Annotated in this window: 15 protein-coding genes; 12 read left to right on the top strand and 3 right to left on the bottom strand. The window is 64.5% G+C overall.

Annotated elements, in window-relative coordinates; translation table 11 throughout:
• Positions 1-22 precede the first annotated feature (22 nt).
• The 5 genes from PCO31010_RS16995 (at position 23) to PCO31010_RS16975 (ending at position 6924) form a co-directional block, all read left to right on the top strand.
• Positions 23-853: a p-hydroxycinnamoyl CoA hydratase/lyase gene (locus PCO31010_RS16995; protein WP_150665270.1), complete on the top strand. Its 831-nt coding sequence runs from the start codon at positions 23-25 to the stop codon at positions 851-853.
• A gap of 18 nt (positions 854-871) precedes the next feature.
• Entirely contained in the window at positions 872-2323 is a 1452-nt protein-coding gene (locus tag PCO31010_RS16990; protein ID WP_150665269.1) for an aldehyde dehydrogenase, read from the top strand.
• A 93-nt stretch (positions 2324-2416) separates the two neighbouring features.
• Positions 2417-4273 (top strand): feruloyl-CoA synthase, encoded by a 1857-nt coding sequence (locus PCO31010_RS16985; RefSeq protein ID WP_150665268.1) that lies wholly within the window; start codon positions 2417-2419, stop codon positions 4271-4273.
• Between the two features lie 9 nt (positions 4274-4282).
• Positions 4283-6019, top strand: a complete 1737-nt coding sequence (locus PCO31010_RS16980; RefSeq protein WP_150665267.1) for an acyl-CoA dehydrogenase family protein — start codon at positions 4283-4285, stop codon at positions 6017-6019.
• On the top strand, positions 6016-6924 hold the full coding sequence (locus tag PCO31010_RS16975) for an amidohydrolase family protein (protein ID WP_150665266.1): 909 nt from the start codon (positions 6016-6018) through the stop codon (positions 6922-6924). The genes PCO31010_RS16980 and PCO31010_RS16975 overlap by 4 nt, the downstream gene beginning before the upstream one ends.
• Positions 6925-6936: 12 nt before the next feature.
• On the opposite strand, the gene pcaQ is transcribed toward PCO31010_RS16975, so the two are convergent.
• The gene (gene pcaQ, locus PCO31010_RS16970) at positions 6937-7884 is read right to left on the bottom strand and encodes a pca operon transcription factor PcaQ (protein WP_150665265.1); all 948 of its coding nucleotides are present in this window, start codon (positions 7882-7884) and stop codon (positions 6937-6939) included.
• 131 nt (positions 7885-8015) lie between these two features.
• Between pcaQ and pcaH the strand changes: the two genes are divergently transcribed.
• The 5 genes from pcaH (at position 8016) to pcaD (ending at position 12044) form a co-directional block, all read left to right on the top strand.
• Complete coding sequence (gene pcaH, locus PCO31010_RS16965) at positions 8016-8726, top strand: protocatechuate 3,4-dioxygenase subunit beta (RefSeq protein ID WP_150577561.1); 711 nt, start codon at positions 8016-8018, stop codon at positions 8724-8726.
• 3 nt (positions 8727-8729) lie between these two features.
• Positions 8730-9329, top strand: coding sequence for a protocatechuate 3,4-dioxygenase subunit alpha (gene pcaG, locus PCO31010_RS16960; protein ID WP_150665264.1), 600 nt, complete (start codon positions 8730-8732; stop codon positions 9327-9329).
• Positions 9330-9434: 105 nt separating this feature from the next.
• The gene (locus PCO31010_RS16955) at positions 9435-10811 is read left to right on the top strand and encodes a 3-carboxy-cis,cis-muconate cycloisomerase (RefSeq protein ID WP_150665263.1); all 1377 of its coding nucleotides are present in this window, start codon (positions 9435-9437) and stop codon (positions 10809-10811) included.
• Complete coding sequence (gene pcaC, locus PCO31010_RS16950) at positions 10808-11242, top strand: 4-carboxymuconolactone decarboxylase (RefSeq protein WP_150665262.1); 435 nt, start codon at positions 10808-10810, stop codon at positions 11240-11242. Before PCO31010_RS16955 ends, pcaC begins: the two co-directional genes overlap by 4 nt.
• A gap of 13 nt (positions 11243-11255) precedes the next feature.
• A complete protein-coding gene (gene pcaD, locus PCO31010_RS16945) occupies positions 11256-12044 on the top strand; it encodes a 3-oxoadipate enol-lactonase (protein WP_150665261.1) in 789 nt (262 codons plus the stop codon).
• Between the two features lie 9 nt (positions 12045-12053).
• Here the strand turns inward: pcaD and PCO31010_RS16940 are convergent, their stop codons facing one another.
• Complete coding sequence (locus tag PCO31010_RS16940) at positions 12054-13019, bottom strand: helix-turn-helix domain-containing protein (protein ID WP_174984851.1); 966 nt, start codon at positions 13017-13019, stop codon at positions 12054-12056.
• Positions 13020-13297: 278 nt separating this feature from the next.
• Here PCO31010_RS16940 and pobA point away from each other — a divergent pair, with 278 nt between their 5' ends.
• Both pobA and PCO31010_RS16930 read left to right on the top strand, forming a co-directional pair.
• Complete coding sequence (pobA, locus tag PCO31010_RS16935; protein ID WP_150665259.1) at positions 13298-14476, top strand: 4-hydroxybenzoate 3-monooxygenase; 1179 nt, start codon at positions 13298-13300, stop codon at positions 14474-14476.
• Between the two features lie 267 nt (positions 14477-14743).
• The gene (locus PCO31010_RS16930; protein ID WP_150665258.1) at positions 14744-16123 is read left to right on the top strand and encodes an MFS transporter; all 1380 of its coding nucleotides are present in this window, start codon (positions 14744-14746) and stop codon (positions 16121-16123) included.
• An 87-nt stretch (positions 16124-16210) separates the two neighbouring features.
• On the opposite strand, the gene PCO31010_RS16925 is transcribed toward PCO31010_RS16930, so the two are convergent.
• Complete coding sequence (locus PCO31010_RS16925) at positions 16211-17071, bottom strand: DUF72 domain-containing protein (RefSeq protein ID WP_150665257.1); 861 nt, start codon at positions 17069-17071, stop codon at positions 16211-16213.
• Positions 17072-17135: the final 64 nt, after the last annotated feature.

The raw sequence follows: 17135 nt of genomic DNA, 5'->3' as shown, positions 1-17135 counted from the left end.
GGACATTTGGGAATTACGCAAAATGAATGCATACGAAGGACGCTGGAAGACGGTCGACGTGAAGGTGGAGGGCGGCATTGGCTGGGTGACCTTCAATCGTCCGGACAAGCGCAACGCCATGAGCCCGACGTTGAACACCGAGATGAACCAGGTGCTCGACGCGCTCGAACTCGATAGCGACGCGCGTGTTGTCGTGCTGACGGGCGCAGGCGCAGCGTGGACGGCGGGGATGGACCTGAAGGAATACTTCCGCGAGATCGACGGCGGACCGGAAATCGTGCAGGAACGCATTCGTCGCGACGCGTCCGATTGGCAGTGGCGTCGTCTGCGCATGTACGCCAAGCCGACCATCGCGATGGTCAACGGCTGGTGCTTCGGCGGCGGCTTCTCGCCGCTGGTGGCGTGCGATCTGGCGATTGCTGCCGATGACGCCGTGTTCGGTCTGTCGGAAATCAACTGGGGCATTCCGCCGGGCAATCTGGTGAGCAAGGCCATGGCCGACACCGTGGGTCACCGTCGCGCGCTGCATTACATCATGACGGGCGACACGTTCACTGGCCGTGAAGCTGCCGATATGGGCCTCGTCAATCAGAGCGTGCCGCTTGCCGAATTGCGTGCCGCCACGCTGGCGCTCGCGGCCAAGCTGCTCGAAAAGAACCCAGTGGTGCTGCGTGCGGCGAAGCACGGCTTCAAGCGTTCGCGCGAACTCACGTGGGAGCAGTGCGAAGACTACCTGTACGCCAAGCTCGATCAGGCCCAACTGCGCGATCCGGAGCATGGCCGCGAACAGGGTCTGAAGCAGTTCCTTGACGACAAGTCGATCAAGCCGGGCCTGCAAGCCTACAAGCGTTGAACACTGAGGAAGACTGCGATGCATGAAGTGCAGATGCTGATTGGCGGCCAGTGGCGCGGCGCGCAAGGCGGGGCGACGTTCGAGCGAATCGATCCGGTGACGGGTGACGTGGCGACGCGCGCCCCGGCGGCCACGCTGGCCGACGCCGACGCGGCCGTCGATGCTGCGCAGGCCGCGTTCCCGGCGTGGGCGGCGCTCTCTCCGACGGCGCGCCGTCAGCGTCTGATGGCGGCGGCCGAGCGCATGGACGCCCGCGCGGCAGAGTTCATCGCGATTGGCGCAGCCGAGACCGGCGCGATGGCGAACTGGTACGGCTTCAACGTCATGCTTGCCGCCAACATGCTGCGCGAAGCGGCGGCGATGACCACGCAGATCGACGGTAGCGTCATTCCGAGCGACGTGCCCGGCAGTCTCGCAATGGCCGTGCGCTCGCCAGTCGGCGTGGTGCTTGGCATCGCACCGTGGAATGCGCCGGTGATTCTGGCGACGCGTGCGCTAGCCATGCCGCTCGCTTGCGGCAATACCGTGGTGCTCAAGGCGTCGGAGCAATGTCCCGGCGTGCATGCGCTGATCGGTGCTTGCCTGCATGAAGCAGGTCTTGGCGACGGTGTCGTCAACGTCGTGACGAATGCACCTCAGGATGCGGGCGACATCGTGGCGCGTCTGATCGCGCATCCGGCAGTGCGTCGCGTGAACTTTACTGGCTCGACGCACGTCGGCCGCATCATCGCGCGTCTGGCGGCCGAGCATCTCAAGCCTGCGTTGCTGGAGTTGGGCGGCAAAGCGCCCGTGCTGGTGCTGGACGATGCCGATCTCGATGCTGCCGTCGATGGCGTCGCCTTCGGTGCGTTCTTCAATCAAGGGCAGATCTGCATGTCGACGGAGCGCGTGATTGTCGACGCACGCATTGCCGATGCGTTCGTGGAGAAGTTGACAGCGAAAGCCGCCAAGCTGCACGCCGGTTCGCCGACGTCGCCCGATAGCGTGCTCGGTGCGATGGTGAGCGCGCAGGCGGCGTCGCGTGTCGCGGCGTTGGTCGAGGACGCGCGCGAACACGGTGCGAGTCTGCCGCTCGGGTGCCGCGTCGACGGCGCCATCATGCAGGCGACGATTGTCGATGGCGTGACGCCTGCGATGCGCCTGTATCGCGAGGAGTCGTTCGGCCCGGTGGTGACGATTCAGCGTGTGAGCGATGACGACGAAGCAGTGCGCGTGGCGAACGACAGCGAGTTTGGTCTGTCGGCGGCGATCTTCAGTCGCGATGTCTCGCGCGCCCTGCAACTGGCCAAACGTATCGAATCGGGCATCTGCCACATCAATGGCCCGACTGTGCACGACGAAGCGCAGATGCCGTTCGGCGGCGTGAAGGCGAGCGGCTACGGACGTTTCGGTAGTAAGGCCTCCATCGGCGAATTCACGGAGCTGCGCTGGATCACCGTGCAGACGACACCGCGTCACTATCCGATCTGATCCCCGCGCACGAACGCTGCCCAGAGAACAAAAGCGCGTCGTGCCGGGCGAGTGCAGGACCCAGAGGGCAGAGCCCCAGCAGGAGACAGTGTGTTGAATCAAGGCAACAATGTGGCCGGGCATCGCTACCGGCATGTCGCCATCGGCAATCCCGGTGTCGAAGTGCAGCGCGACGGCGAGTTCTGGTATCTGCGCTCGCGTGAGGCGCTGGGCGATTTTCCCGAACGTCTGACCGATCGGCTCGTGTCGGGCGCAGCGAAGCATCCGACGCGATGGCTCGTTGCTCGCCGTGACGCGCAAGGCGAGTGGGTCGGCATCACTTATGCGCAGATGCTGTTGCGCGTGCGCGCCATTGCACAGGCCTTGCGCGACAGGGGCCTGTCGTCGGAGCGGCCCATTGCCATTCTCTCGGGCAACGATCTCGAACACTTCCAACTCGCGCTGGGCGCGATGTACGCGGGTGTACCGTTTGCTCCGATTTCGCCAGCGTACTCCATCGTGTCGACGGACTACGGCAAGCTGCGTCACACGCTGGGTCTGCTCAAGCCGGGCCTCGTGTATGCGAGCGATGCGACGGCTTACGGGCGCGCGATGGACGCTGTGCTGAGCGACGAGGTGATTCGCGTCACGGCACACGGCGATCTCGGCACCGTGTCGTTCGACACGCTGGCGGACGTGGTGCCGCGCGACATCGATGCCGTACACGCGAAGGTGAACGGCGATACCGTCGCCAAGATTCTCTTTACGTCGGGCTCGACTCGTCAGCCGAAGGCCGTGCCGACGACGCAACGCATGCTGTGCAGCAACCAGCAGATGTTGCTGCAAACCTTCCCGACGTTCGGCGAGGCGCCGCCCGTGCTCGTCGACTGGCTGCCGTGGAATCACACGTATGGCGGTAGTCACAACGTGGGCATCGCGCTCTACAACGGCGGCACGCTCCACATCGACGACGGCAAGCCCGTCGCGGGTAAGTTCGAGGAGAGGCTGCGCAACCTGCGCGAGATCTCCCCGACCGTCTACTTCAATGTGCCCAAGGGCTGGGAAGACCTGGCAATTGCGCTGGAGCGCGACGCGGCCCTGCGCGAGCGCTTCTTCGCTCGTGTGAATCTCTACTTTTTCGGCGGAGCGGGATTGTCGCAAGCGGCGTGGGACCGGCTCGAACGTGTGACCGAAACGCATTGCGGCGAGCGGATTCGCATCATGTCCGGTCTCGGGATGACGGAGACGTCGCCGAGTTGCATGTTCACCACGGGACCGGTCATGCGCGCAGGCTACATCGGTCTGCCCGCACCGGGGTGCGAGGTGAAGCTCGCGCCGGTGGGCGGCAAGCTCGAAGTGCGTTTTCGCGGTCCGAACGTCATGGCGGGGTACTGGCGTCACGAAGCGTCGGACCCGGTCTTCGACGAAGAGGGCTACTACTGCACGGGCGACGCCGCGACCTTCGTCGATGCGCAAGACCCTGAGGCGGGTCTTCAGTTCGACGGTCGCATCACCGAGGATTTCAAGCTCAGCTCGGGCACCTTCGTCAGCGTGGGACCGCTGCGCGCGCGCGTGATCTCCGAAGGCGCACCGTACGTGCAGGACGCCGTGGTCACCGGCATCAATCGCGACGATATCGGCTTGATGATCTTCCCGCGCGTGGACGATTGCCGTCGACTGAGCGGTTTGCCGGCGGATGCGCCGCTGGCCGACGTGCTGGCGTCGACGCCGGTGCGCGAGATGTTCGCGTCGCTCCTGACGCAGCTCAATGCCAACGCGAGCGGCAGCGCCACGAGCGTCGCCCGTCTGCTGCTGCTCGACACACCGCCGTCGCTCGACAGAGGCGAGGTGACGGACAAGGGGTCGATCAATCAGCGCGCGGTGCAAGACCATCGGTCCGCGACGGTGGATTTGCTCCACGCCGCCACCGCAGGCGACCCACGCGTGATCCTTGCGCCCGCACGTCGATAGGTCACCGTCATGCATTCACCGGAATTGCGCAGCGCGGCCGATGACATCGCGTTCGTGCTGGAGACACTCGGGGTAGGCGAGGCGCTGATGCGGCTCGCACCGTTCCAGGAATTCGATACGGCCACGCTCGTGCAGGTCGTCGACGAGGCGGCTCGCTTCTCGCGTGAGGTGCTTGCCCCACTGAATGCTGTCGGCGACCGCGAGGGCTGCACTTGGCGCGACGGTGTAGTGAGCACGCCTGCGGGGTTCGCCGACGCTTACCGTCAGTATCGCGACGCGGGTTGGCCGTCGCTGCCGTGCGATCCGTCGTTGGGCGGGCAAGGACTGCCGCTCGTCGCACAGATCGCCGTGCAGGAACTGACGGCGGGCGCGAATCTCGCCTGGACGATGTACCCCGGCATTCTGCACGGCGCGTTTGAGTGCGTACACCGCTTCGGCAGCGCAGCATTGCGCGACGCGTGGCTCGCGCCGCTGGTCAGCGGCGAGTGGCTGGCGACCATGTGTCTGACGGAGCCGGGCGCGGGCAGCGATCTGGGACAGATTCGTACGCGCGCGGTCTGGGCCGACGAGCAACAGGAGACTGCGCGCGTCACGGGGGAAAAGATCTTCATCTCCGGCGGTGAGCAAGATCTGACGCCGAACATCGTGCATCTGGTGTTGGCGCGCACTTCGGATGCACCAGCAGGCAGCGCCGGTTTATCGCTCTTTCTGGTGCCGAAGATTCTCGCGAACGCAGAGCGCAACGAAGTGCGCTGCACCGGCATCGAACACAAGATGGGCATTCGTGGCAGCGCGACCTGTTCGATGGCGTTCGAAGGTGCGACGGGGTATCTCGTCGGCGAAGTGCATCGCGGACTGGAGGCGATGTTCGCGATGATGAACTCGGCACGTTTGCATGTCGGTGCGTCGGCGGTGGGGCTGGCGCAGGGCGCTTACGAGATGTCGGTGCGTCATGCGCATGAGCGTGCCCAATCTCGTGTGCCGGGCGCAGACGCCGGGACGCCGATTGCCGGGCATCCGGCCGTCTGGCGTCTGCTCGAAGGGCAGCGTGTCGGCGTGGAGGGCGCGCGCTTGCTGTTGTATCGCGCAGCGCTTGCCATCGACGAAGCCCATCACGCGGCCACCTCGGCCATGCGCGCCGATGCCGATGCGCTCGCGGCGCTGCTCACGCCCATCGTCAAAGCCACCGCCACGGCGCAGGCATTTCATGGGGCAAGCGATGCGCTGCAAGTCTTCGGCGGTTATGGCTACGTCGAAGAGACGGGCATCTCGCAATTCGTGCGAGACGCGCGCATTCCGATGATCTACGAGGGCACCAACGAGATTCAGGCCATCGATTTGCTGATGCGCAAGATCGTCAAAGACAAGGGCGTGACGCTGTCGCGTTGGCTGGCGTGGGGGCAGGCGCAGGTAAGGGAAGCGCGGGCGCTCGAACGACTGAATGGCTTCGACGACGCTCTTCACGGCTTCGATACGTGGACCGACCTGATGCCCTCGCTCATCGCTTTGGCGCGCGCGACGCCGCGTGCCGCGCTGTGCGTCGCAGGGGAAGTCATGCAGGCGATACATGGCCTGTCGATGGCCGGGCTTTGGGCGCAGGCCTCGATAGCGGAGGTCGCGGCGGGCATCCCTTCCGACGCCAAACGCCGCGCCGCACGCTATTGGCTGAAGTTCGAACTGCCGCAGACGCACCGCGCGATGGCGATCGTTGCATCGCAGATTCAGGATCCGGAGACCGCCGAATGAACCTAGACAATCTCGTCGCCATCGACACGCACGTGCACGCGGAAGTGTCCTGCTGTCAGCCACCGGACCTGTTCGGCAAGGCGTTCGACGACGCCGCCGACAAGTACTTCGGCACGGTACTCAAGCAGAACCGCCGTCCCACGATTCCCGAGACCATCGCGCATTACCGTGAGCGCAATATCGGTTTTGTGATGTTCACCGTCGATTGCGAAGCGAACATCGGCCGACGCCGCATTCCGAACGAGGAGATCGCGGGCTTTGCGCAGGAGAACGCCGACATCATGATCGCGTTCGCGAGCATCGATCCGCACAAGGGCAAGATGGGCGTGCGTGAGGCACGTCGGCTGGTGGAGGAATTCGGTGTGCGCGGGTTCAAGTTCCATCCGACGATGCAGGGCTTCTTCGCCAACGACCGCATGGCGTACCCGATGTACGAACTCATCGCCGAGCACAAACTCACGGCGGTGTTCCACAGCGGGCATTCGGGGATCGGCTCGGGCATGCCGGGCGGCGGCGGGTTGCGGCTGAAGTACTCGGAGCCGATCCACCTCGACGACGTGGCGACCGACTTCCCGAACATGAACATCGTGATCGCGCATCCGTCGTGGCCGTGGCAATCGCAGGCACTGTCCATCGCGCTTCACAAGCCGAACGTCTACATCGATCTGTCGGGATGGTCGCCCAAGTACTTCTCGCCGGAGCTGATTCAGTACGCGAATTCGCTGCTGCGCGAGAAGATGCTGTTCGGCTCGGATTTCCCGCTCATCGCACCGGACCGCTGGCTGAAGGACTTCGAGACGGCGGGCTTTCGCGACGAGGTCAAACCGCTGCTGCTTAAGGACAACGCCGTGGGCATGCTCGGGCTGGCGGCCGTGTCGAACACAATGACCGCCGCCGAGGTGTGAGCCGAGATGTCGTCAGCGCAATCCCGGCATTCCGTAACGCACGCGCGCAGCTTCGCGTATGGCGCTGATGAGCGTCTGCCCGGGCGGCGTGGGCACGGTGTCGTTGCGCCACAGAATGCCGATGGACTCCTCGGTGCCTTTCGTCGCGAAGGGCAGGGCGCACAGTGCGCCGTCGGCGAGGTCGTCCTGCACGGTGATCTCCGAGGCGATCCAGACGACGTCGTCGCGCAAGGTCATCGCGCGGGCGAGCGACATCGAAAGCAGTTCGGAATAGTCGTCGAGCGTGCCGACGCCGTGCGCACGCAGAAAGCTGTCCGCCGTGTGACGCAGGATCGTGCCGTGCGGCGGCAGGATCACGTGATGGTGGGCGATGTCCGCCATCGACACGCTGCGCTGCTGCACCAGCGGATGCTCGGGCCGCACGACGACGCACAGCGGCGTGGCGCACAGATGTTCGAACGTCAGCCCGGCCATGCCTTCGGGGTCGGACATCCGCCCCAGCGCCAGCGCGACCTGACCGGACTTCAGTTGCGTGAGGAGTTGCTGGTTGGCGCCGGTATGCACCTGCACGACGATGCCCGGCCATTCGCGTCGAAACGCTTCGAGCACGCCGGGCATCATCGCCGCCGCGAGCGTGGGCAGCACGGCGATCTCGATCACGCCGCCAGTCTGGCCGACGGCACGCGACAGCACGTCGATGCCCTGACGCAACGCACTGACGCTCGCCCCTGCATGGCGCAGGAACAGCTCGGCTTGTGCAGTGGGGCGGGCCCCGTTACGGCCACGGTCGAACAGACGCACGCCCAGCAACCCTTCCAGCTCGGCAATCGTCTTGCTAACGGCGGGCTGCGTAATGGACAGGGCTTCCGCCGCGCGCTGCAAGCTGCCGTGCTGGGCGACGGCCAGCAGGCATTGCAGATGACGCAGCTTGATGCGTCCGTCGAGTAGATGTCTTTCCATGCCGAAAAGTTATGAAAAGCCTAAGAAAATGTCAATAAATATATCCGTTGATTATGGATATAGTGTCGAAAACAAGCTGGCGACCGGCCAACGTGCCTGCCAGATCAGTCAACACAAAATGGAGTGAGACCATGTCGAAGACGACAACCGTCCTGCGCCCCCGCGACTGGGATTCGCATCCCAAGCTCATCGACAGCGGGTACAAGTCCACGGCGCTGCGCGGCCCCAAGCAATTGCTCGTGCCGGTGAAGCAGAATCTGGCCGACCTGCGCTCGCCGGTTTATGGCAACGGCATCATCGGTGCGCTCGACAACGACCTCACGCGTAATGCGGTGCGCAACGGCGAGCCGCTGGGCGAGCGCATGATCGTCACGGGCCGCGTGCTCGACGAAGGCGGGCGTCCGGTGCCGAACACGCTCGTGGAGCTGTGGCAGGCCAATGCGTGCGGGCGCTATGTGCACAAGGTCGACCAGCACGACGCGCCGCTCGACCCGAACTTCCTCGGCGCCGGGCGCGCCATGACCGACGCCGAAGGCCGCTACAAATTCCTGACGATCAAGCCGGGCGCGTATCCGTGGAAGAACCACCACAACGCGTGGCGTCCTCAGCATCTGCACTTCTCGGTATTCGGCCATTACTTTGCGACCCGTCTGGTCACACAGATGTACTTCCCGGGTGATCCTCTGCTCGCCTACGACCCGATCTTCGAAGCGACGCCGGCCCACGCCCGCGACCGCCTGATCGCGCGCTTCTCGATGGACATCACCGAGCCGGAGTACGCACTGGGTTACGAATTCGACATCGTCCTGCGCGGTGCCGACCAAACGCCGATGGAGTCCTGAGCCATGTCGACTACTCCCGAATTCAAGCAAACGCCGTCGCAGACCGTCGGCCCGTACTTCGCTTATGGCCTGTCGCCGGAGCAGTACCTGTATGACTTCAAGAGCGCTTTCACGCCGGTGGTCGCCACGGACCGCGCCGAAGGTGAGCACATCCGCCTGATCGGGCAGGTGTTCGACGGTGCGGGCAATCCGGTCAACGACGCCCTCATCGAAATCGTGCAGGCGGACGCCCACGGTCGCTACGTCGAGACCGCCGAAGACATCGAGCGCACCGGTTTCGCGGGCGCGGCCCGTTGCGGCACGGGGACCGACGCCGAGAACCGCTTCGTCATCGAAACGGTCAAGCCTGGCGCGGCTGCGCAGGGCGACGCACCGCGCATCGACGTGATTCTGACGATGCGGGGCTTGCTCAATCATCTGTTTACGCGTATCTATTTCGACGATGAGGCAGCGGCCAATGCGGCCGACCCCGTGCTGCAACAAGTGCCGGCCGAGCGCCGTCACACGCTGATTGCGCGCCGTGAAGTGAACGGCGGGCGTGTGTCGTACCGGTTCGACATTCGCATGCAGGGTGACGAGGAGACGGTGTTCCTCGACCTCTGACGTCTGTCATGTCACGCTGAATCTGGCGCGGCTTCGGGCTGCCGGCATGCGAATGCCGGCAGCCCGTGGCCGTATCTGCATTGTTGCAACGCATCGAATTCTCTGATGACGGAACTGCTTGACTCTCTACTGCGCGGTGCTGCCGTGTCGGCGCGATTCTCCCGCGACGCCACATTGCAGGGCATGCTCGACTTCGAAGTGGCGCTCGCCGCCGCCGAAGCCGAAGTCGGCCTGATCCCGGCCGCCGCCGTCGCGCCGATCACTGTGGCCGCCCGTGCGGGCGATCTCGACTGGATGGCCTTGCGCGACGCCGCCGCCTGCGCGGGCAACCTCGCCATTCCACTGGTCAAGCAACTGACGGCGCGCGTGAAGACGCACGACGCCGATGCCGCCCGCTTCGTCCATTGGGGCGCGACCAGTCAGGACGCCATCGATACCGGTCTTATCCTGCAAGTGCGCGGTGCGCTCGACGACCTCGGTGCGGATCTCGACGCGCTGATCGCTACGCTCGCCGAGCAGGTCCGGCATCACCGCGCGACGGTCATGATCGGCCGTACGTGGCTTCAGCACGCGTTGCCGATCACCTTCGGTCTCAAACTCGCCGGTACGCTCGACGCGCTGTTGCGCGCGCGTGCCGACCTCGCCAGCGTGCGCGAACAGGTGCTCTGTGTGCAGTTCGGTGGCGCAGCGGGCACGCTGGCGTCGCTTGGCACGCAAGGTCCGGCCGTCGCGGCGGCGCTCGCACGCCATCTCGGTCTGTCCGAAGGCGCGACGCCGTGGCACGGCCAGCGCGATCGCATCGTAAGAGTGGGGAGCTGGGCGGCGACGCTCACCGGCTCGCTCGGCAAGTTCGCGCGCGACACGGCGCTGCTGACGCAAACGGAAGTCGGCGAGATCGCCGAAGCTTCCGGTGCGGGGCGGGGCGGCTCGTCCACCATGCCGCACAAGCGCAACCCGGTCGGCTGCGCGGCCATCCTCGCGGCTGCCGCACGCACGCCGCAACTCGTCGCCACGCTGTTCTCGGCCATGCAGCAGGACCATGAGCGCGGGCTGGGCACCTGGCACGCAGAGTGGGAAACGCTGCCCGAGCTGCTCATGTTGTGCGGCGGCGCGCTGGCGACGGCACGCACACTCGTGAACGACTGGACGGTCGACACGGCACGCATGCGCGCCAATCTCGACGTCACGCACGGGCTCATCATGGCCGAAGCCGTGACGATGGCGCTGGGCGAATCGATGGGCCGGCTCGAAGCGCATCGTCGCGTGGAAGCGCGTTGCCGAGATGCGCTCGCGCAGCAGCGTCACTTGCTCGACGTCCTGCGTGAAGACACCGAGATCACCCGCGTGTTGTCCGTCGAGGTGCTTGAACGCCTGACGGACCCACAACACTATCTTGGCGCTGCCGATACGTTCGTGAGTCAGGTGCTTGCGCTCGCAGATGCGGCGGTGCCGTCAACCCAACAGGGCAGGACATCCAAATGAACGATCAGGAACGCTACGACAACGGCATGCAAGTGCGACGCGGTGTGCTTGGCGACGCGCACGTCGACCGCACGCTCACGCGCCGCAACGACTTCAACGAAGACTTTCAGGACTTCATCACGCGCTTCGCCTGGGGCGATATCTGGACGCGCCCGGGATTGACGCGCCATATGCGCAGCATGATCACGCTGTCGCTGCTCATCGCGCTCAATCGCGGCGACGAATTCCGCATGCACGTGCGCGCAGCGTTCAACAACGGCGTGACGCGCGAGGAGATGAAGGAACTGTTCATGCACGCTGCGCTGTACGCCGGGCTGCCCGCCGCCAATCAGGCGATTCACGATGCCGAGAAGGTCTTCGCGGAAATGGAAGCCGCCGAGCCGGGATCGACCACGCGCGTGCCCGACGTGGGTGACGATAAGACCGCCTGAGGAGACGAAGCAAATGACGGTAGAACGTCTGATCGACGTGGGTGATGCCCAGTTGCGTATCGCCATCGATGGCGATGACCATGCGCCTGCGCTGGTGTTGTCCAACTCGCTGGGCACGACGCTCGACATGTGGGCGCCCCAAGTGCCCGCGCTCGCGCGCGAGTTCCGCGTGATTCGCTATGACACGCGAGGGCATGGCGGCTCGTCCGTCACGCCGGGACCGTACGTCATCGACCAGTTGGGGCGCGATGTCGTTGGGTTGCTCGACGCGCTGGACATCGAGCGTGCCAGCCTCGCGGGCGTGTCGATGGGTGGCATGACGGGCATGTGGCTGGGCATTCACGCGCCGCAGCGTCTGAATCGTCTCGCCATCGTTTGCTCGTCGGCGCACATCGGCGCGGAAGACGTGTGGAACGGCCGTATTCGCGCCGTGCAGGCCGACGGCATGAACGCCGTGACAGACGCCGTGGTCTCGCGCTGGTTCACGCCCGAATTCGCCGAGCGCGAGGCGGCGACCGTCGAACGCATGAAAGCGATGTTCCGCTCGCTCGCACCCGCCGGATATGCGGCCGCTTGCGCGGCGGTGCGCGACATGAATCAGCTGGACGAGATCGCTGCGATCACTGCGCCGACGCTGGTCGTTACTGGCTCGGGCGATCTGGCGACGCCGCCTGCGATGTCCACGGCGATGGTCGAGCGCATTCCGGGCGCGAAGCAGGTCATCGTGCCGGGCGCACACCTCTCGAACATCGAGTGTGCACCGGCGGTCACCGAGGCGTTGCTGACCTTCCTGCGTGCGTGACTTTGGTGACTATTCGGCGATGGCGGCGACGAGATCCGACGCAAGATCGGATTCGTCGCCCAGATGCGCGTGTTGCGCCGTTCGCCGGAAGGCCGACGGCGTGACGCCGACATGCCGCTTGAACACGCGGCAGAAGTAGGCCGGGTCCTGAAACCCCAGTTCGTAGGCGACATGGGAGACCGGCGCAGGAATGTAGATCAGCTTGCGCCGGGCCTCCAGCATCAACCGGTCCTGCACCAGATCGAACGCCGATTTTCCCGAGATGCGTCGGCACAGACGGTTGAGCTTGCTCTCCGTCACATGTAGCCGTTCTGCATACGCCGGGACAGCCCACGCCTCGGTGTAGTGCGCCTCCACCAATGCGCGAAAGCGAGCGAACAGATCCAGTTCGGTACGCCCTGTGCGCGTGGCCGAATCGTGATGCGCGTGCAGACGAGCGAGCAATAGCAGAACGCTGCGCGTGAGCCATCCGACCATCTCCGCGTGCCCCAGTTGCGGACGCGAGAACTCATCCATGATGAGGCCCAGCAGCGTGTAGAGACGGTCGCGTGTCTGCGGCGCGTCGGCGAGGGGGAATAGCCACGGCTTTCGCAGTAGCGACGCCATGTCGGCGTCCGCCCCGATGGCGGCATCGAACGGCACGCTCTGCGCCATTGTGAGCACGAAGCCGTGTGCCCCGCGCGAGAAGCGGAAGTTGTGCACGGCTGAAGGATGCACCGTGATGACGGCCGGGCCTTCGACTTCCCACGTCGCGTCGTCGACGTTGGCTTCCACCGTGCCCTCGAAAATCGCGAGCACCTGAAACAACCCCAGATGGCGATGCGTATCGATATGCCAGTCGTAAAGGCGGCTGCGTGTCTCGATCCATTCGATATGGACGAAGTCGCCGCTGTCGGTTTCGGTCAACTCGCCATACAAGGAGAATTCCGGAATCGTCTCGCGCGCCGCGCGCAGCCGGGATGACGCGCCTGACATACTGGTTTTCCCTTGGTCGAAGTTGTCGAAAAAGTACAAGAAAGTCGTCGATTCATCCATTCAACGCGACGTGCGCGCTCCATAAGATATGACGCATTCGCCCCTCGTGACAAGGCATCAAAATGACTTCGGACATGCTCGTTTACGCGCAGTCCTAAGTTGGGGCGGTCGGCGTGAAGCATCCAAGAAATGCAATCCGCCGACAGGCAGTTTTCCTGTCACGAGATGTCCGGCGCAGGTGTGCCGGACGCGGGCGGTGCAATGAAAGGAGACAACTCATGCGCACCCATTACCCTGTCGTCATCGTCGGTGCCGGTCCTGCCGGTCTACTGCTGTCCCATCTGCTGCATCTGCAAGGCATCGAGTCCATCGTGCTCGAATCGCGCTCGCGTGCAGCCGTCGAATCGACCATTCGTGCCGGTGTGCTGGAGCAAGGCACGATGGATATCCTGAACGAGACCGGCGTGGGCGAGCGCATGCGTCGCGAAGGCGCGGTGCACCACGGTGTCGAGCTGGCGTTCGGCGGGCAGCGTCACCGCATCGCGCTCACAGAGCTGACCGGCCGTGCGATCACCGTCTATGCGCAGCACGAAGTCATCAAGGATCTGATTGCGGCACGAGAAGCGGCGCAGGGCGAGATTCTGTTCGACGTGTCCGACGTCTCGGTGCACAACATCGATAGCACGCAACCGAGTGTGCAATTCACGGTGGATGGTCAGCCGCGTCGACTCGCGTGCGACTTCATCGCAGGCTGCGACGGCTTCCACGGCGTCTGCCGCCCGGCCATGCCTGCGTCGGTGCGCAAGGAATACCAACGCGTGTATCCGTTCGGCTGGTTCGGGGTGCTGGTTGAGGCCCCGCCGTCGTCGGATGAATTGATCTATGCCGCGCACGAGCGTGGCTTCGCCCTGATCAGCACGCGCTCGCCGACGGTGCAGCGCATGTACTTCCAGTGCGATCCGAATGAGCGCGCCGAGGAGTGGAGCGACGCGCGCATCTGGGAAGAACTGCATGCGCGTACCGAGAGCGACGATGGCTGGCGTCTCAAGGAAGGGCCGATCTTCCAGAAGAACGTGGTCGCGATGCGCAGCTTCGTGGCGACGCCGATGCAATACGGACGTCTGTTCCTGGCGGGCGACGCCGCCCACATCGTGCCGCCGACCGGCGCGAAGGGGATGAATCTGGCGGTGGCGGACGTGTGGCGTCTGGCGCGTGCGCTCGACGACTTCTTTCATCGCGACAGTGAAACCGCACTGCAAGGCTATTCCGAGGCAGCGCTCAAGCGCATCTGGCGTGCGGAGCATTTCTCGTACTGGATGACGCGCATGCTGCACCGGATCGACGATGCCACGCCGTTCGAACAGCAGATGCAGCGCTCGGAGCTGGAGTACGTGGTCAGCTCGCGCGCCGCGTCGCTCATGCTGGCAGAGAATTACGTCGGGTTGCCGCTGGCCTGAGCGTGGCGCGCCTCAAACCATCCATAACTGCCCGTTATGGATGGCTTGACGAAAGATCATTTCGACAGGCAAGGTAAGGACGTACATTAGCGGCAGAAATCCGCTTCGCTGCAATGCCGCATCAAGACGGCGGGCAGCCATCGGGCCGGACACCCCGCTCATTGTTATGCGCACCACCCCCGACACCTGGGTGCGCACCGGCAGCGACGATTTCAAAAAAATAATGGAATGAACAACGGGGCGGCATCGCCCCGAGGAGACAGCGTCATGAATCAACCGCGCACGGTGGACGTGCCCGCCTACATTAACGCACAGCGATTTTCCGCCTATCAGTGGCTGGTGCTGATCCTGTGTTTCTTCATCGTGGCCATCGACGGATTCGACACGGCGGCCATCGGTTACATCGCACCGTCGCTGGTGCAGCAATGGCACATCGACAAGGGCTCGCTCGGCCCGGTGCTCTCGGCGGCGCTCTTCGGTCTGGCCGGTGGCGCGATCTTCGCCGGGCCGCTCGCCGACAAGGTCGGTCGCAAGACGATGCTCGTGCTGTCCGTGGTGTTCTTTGGCATCGCCAGTCTCGCGACGGCGTTCGCACAAGATCTCCAGACGCTGACTGTGCTGCGTTTTCTCACGGGCCTCGGCCTGGGCGCGGCCATGCCCAATGCGGTGACGCTGATTTCCGAGTACGCGCCGGAAGCGCGCCGTGCGGTGATCGTCAACACCATGTTCTGTGGCTTTCCGCTGGGCGCATCGGTCGGCGGGTTCGTCGCTTCGTGGCTGATTCCGCACTTCGGCTGGCATAGCGTGCTGGTGCTCGGTGGCGTACTGCCGCTGGTGCTGTCGGTGCTGCTGATCGTTTGCCTGCCGGAGTCAGTGAAGTTTCTTGTGGTCAAGCAGAAGCCGGTGGAGCGTGTGCGTCGCATTCTGTCGCGCATCTCGGGCGAATCGCTCGATGACGTTGGCGCATTCACCGTGGTGGAAGCCGCACCGAAGCGCGCCGGATCGGCGATGGGGGTGGTGCTGTCGAAGCAATACGGTTTCGGTTCGCTGATGCTGTGGGTCACCTACTTCATGGGGCTGGTGATCTTCTACCTGCTCACGAGCTGGATGCCGATTCTGTTCAAGGATGCGGGCTTCACGATCGAGCGCGCCGCGCTGATCACGGCATTGTTCCCGCTCGGCGGTGGCATCGGCACGATCCTGTCGGGCTGGCTGATGGACAAGTTCAACGCGCAGAAGGTCGTGGCCGTGGGCTACGCGCTGACCGCTGTGCTGGTCTATGCCGTCGGGCAGGCGATCGGCAACATCGGCATGCTGGTGACGCTGATCTTCCTCGCGGGCACGGCAATGAACGGTGCGCAATCGTCCATGCCGTCGCTGGCGGCGATGTTCTATCCGACGAACGGTCGCGCGACCGGTGTGGCCTGGATGCTCGGCATCGGCCGCTTCGGGGGCATTGCCGGTGCGTTGCTCGGCGCAGAGCTGGTGCGTCGTCACCTTGGCTTTTCGGCCACGTTCTCGTTGCTGGCGATTCCGGCCGTGATCGCGACCATCGCGCTGCTTGCCAAGAACGCATGGGAGCGTTCGAGCGGCAACCGCCCGGCACAGAACGCCAGCGAGGCACGCAACTCGGCCGCGATGCACTGACGCGCGAAGCGTATGCGGCTGATCGATTGACCGTAGCAGTGGCTGTACCGACGCGGCGCTTTGTGCGCCGCTTTTTCTATGGGCGTCTTATTTTCGCTTGGCGAGGGTCTCGATCATCGCCATTGCCGCAGCCGGGTTACGTTCCTTGAAGCCGCTGATGACATAGAGAAAGACGTCGCGATGCTTTGCCTTCGGTGGGGCTTTGGCCACTGTATCGAGATCGTCCGGAACGCCGCCGTTCGCGAACGTGGTCGCGCGGTCCAGCCACTGCGTCATGGCTTTCGGGGCGTAGCCGAGCTTGTAGCGTTCCTCGGTGCCCATGAGGCGTGCATAGACGAGGGGCGCGGTGACGTCGGCGATGCACGGAAACTTGGCGTCTCCGGCGAGCACGATGGCCATCTTGTACTTGCGTGCGAGCCCGACGAACTCGGGCACGGCGAAGGTCTCGTGGCGGACCTCAAGGGCGTGGCGAATCGTGTGCCCGTTTGCGGACGTCGGCAACAGGCTCAGGAAATGCTCGAAGTCCTCGGCGTCGAACTGTTTCGTCGGCGCGAACTGCCAGTTCACCGGGCCGAGCTTCTTGCCGAGTTCCAGCACACCGCTGTCGAAAAATCGCGCCACGGATTCACCGGCTTCCGCCAGCACACGCCGGTGCGTGGCGTAGCGCGACGCCTTGACCGAGAACACGAAATCGTCCGGCGTTTCGTCGAACCAGTTGCGGAATGTTGCGGGCTTTTGCGAGCCGTAGAAGGTGCTGTTGATTTCGATGGACGTGAGGTGACGGCTCGCGTATTCGAGCTCACGTCGCTTGGGCCACTTCTCGGGATAAAACGAGCGTTGCCACGGCGCGAAGTTCCAGCCGCCGACGCCAATGCGAATGCGCGCGTCAGGGGCCTGGGACGGCGTTGTTGCGGAAGACGAAGCTTTGGAGGATCGGGTCGTCGCCATCGGGCAGAGGCGCACGCGCCGGTGCGCATTCGGTGGGAGGAAGCCCCGATGGTGGATCAACGGC

This window comes from Pandoraea commovens (assembly GCF_902459615.1).
GTDB classification, from domain to species: domain Bacteria; phylum Pseudomonadota; class Gammaproteobacteria; order Burkholderiales; family Burkholderiaceae; genus Pandoraea; species Pandoraea commovens.
Note: the sequence above shows the minus strand (reverse complement) of the source record. Positions and strands in the feature narration are given on the sequence as shown.

Coding starts and splice junctions, on each gene's coding strand:
- PCO31010_RS16995 (WP_150665270.1), top strand. CDS start 23: ATGAATGCATACGAAGGACGCTGGAAGACGGTCGACGTGAAGGTGGAG.
- PCO31010_RS16990 (WP_150665269.1), top strand. CDS start 872: ATGCATGAAGTGCAGATGCTGATTGGCGGCCAGTGGCGCGGCGCGCAA.
- PCO31010_RS16980 (WP_150665267.1), top strand. CDS start 4,283: ATGCATTCACCGGAATTGCGCAGCGCGGCCGATGACATCGCGTTCGTG.
- PCO31010_RS16975 (WP_150665266.1), top strand. CDS start 6,016: ATGAACCTAGACAATCTCGTCGCCATCGACACGCACGTGCACGCGGAA.
- pcaQ (WP_150665265.1), bottom strand. CDS start 7,884: ATGGAAAGACATCTACTCGACGGACGCATCAAGCTGCGTCATCTGCAA.
- pcaH (WP_150577561.1), top strand. CDS start 8,016: ATGTCGAAGACGACAACCGTCCTGCGCCCCCGCGACTGGGATTCGCAT.
- pcaG (WP_150665264.1), top strand. CDS start 8,730: ATGTCGACTACTCCCGAATTCAAGCAAACGCCGTCGCAGACCGTCGGC.
- PCO31010_RS16955 (WP_150665263.1), top strand. CDS start 9,435: ATGACGGAACTGCTTGACTCTCTACTGCGCGGTGCTGCCGTGTCGGCG.
- pcaC (WP_150665262.1), top strand. CDS start 10,808: ATGAACGATCAGGAACGCTACGACAACGGCATGCAAGTGCGACGCGGT.
- pcaD (WP_150665261.1), top strand. CDS start 11,256: ATGACGGTAGAACGTCTGATCGACGTGGGTGATGCCCAGTTGCGTATC.
- PCO31010_RS16940 (WP_174984851.1), bottom strand. CDS start 13,019: ATGTCAGGCGCGTCATCCCGGCTGCGCGCGGCGCGCGAGACGATTCCG.
- pobA (WP_150665259.1), top strand. CDS start 13,298: ATGCGCACCCATTACCCTGTCGTCATCGTCGGTGCCGGTCCTGCCGGT.
- PCO31010_RS16930 (WP_150665258.1), top strand. CDS start 14,744: ATGAATCAACCGCGCACGGTGGACGTGCCCGCCTACATTAACGCACAG.
- PCO31010_RS16925 (WP_150665257.1), bottom strand. CDS start 17,071: ATGGCGACGACCCGATCCTCCAAAGCTTCGTCTTCCGCAACAACGCCG.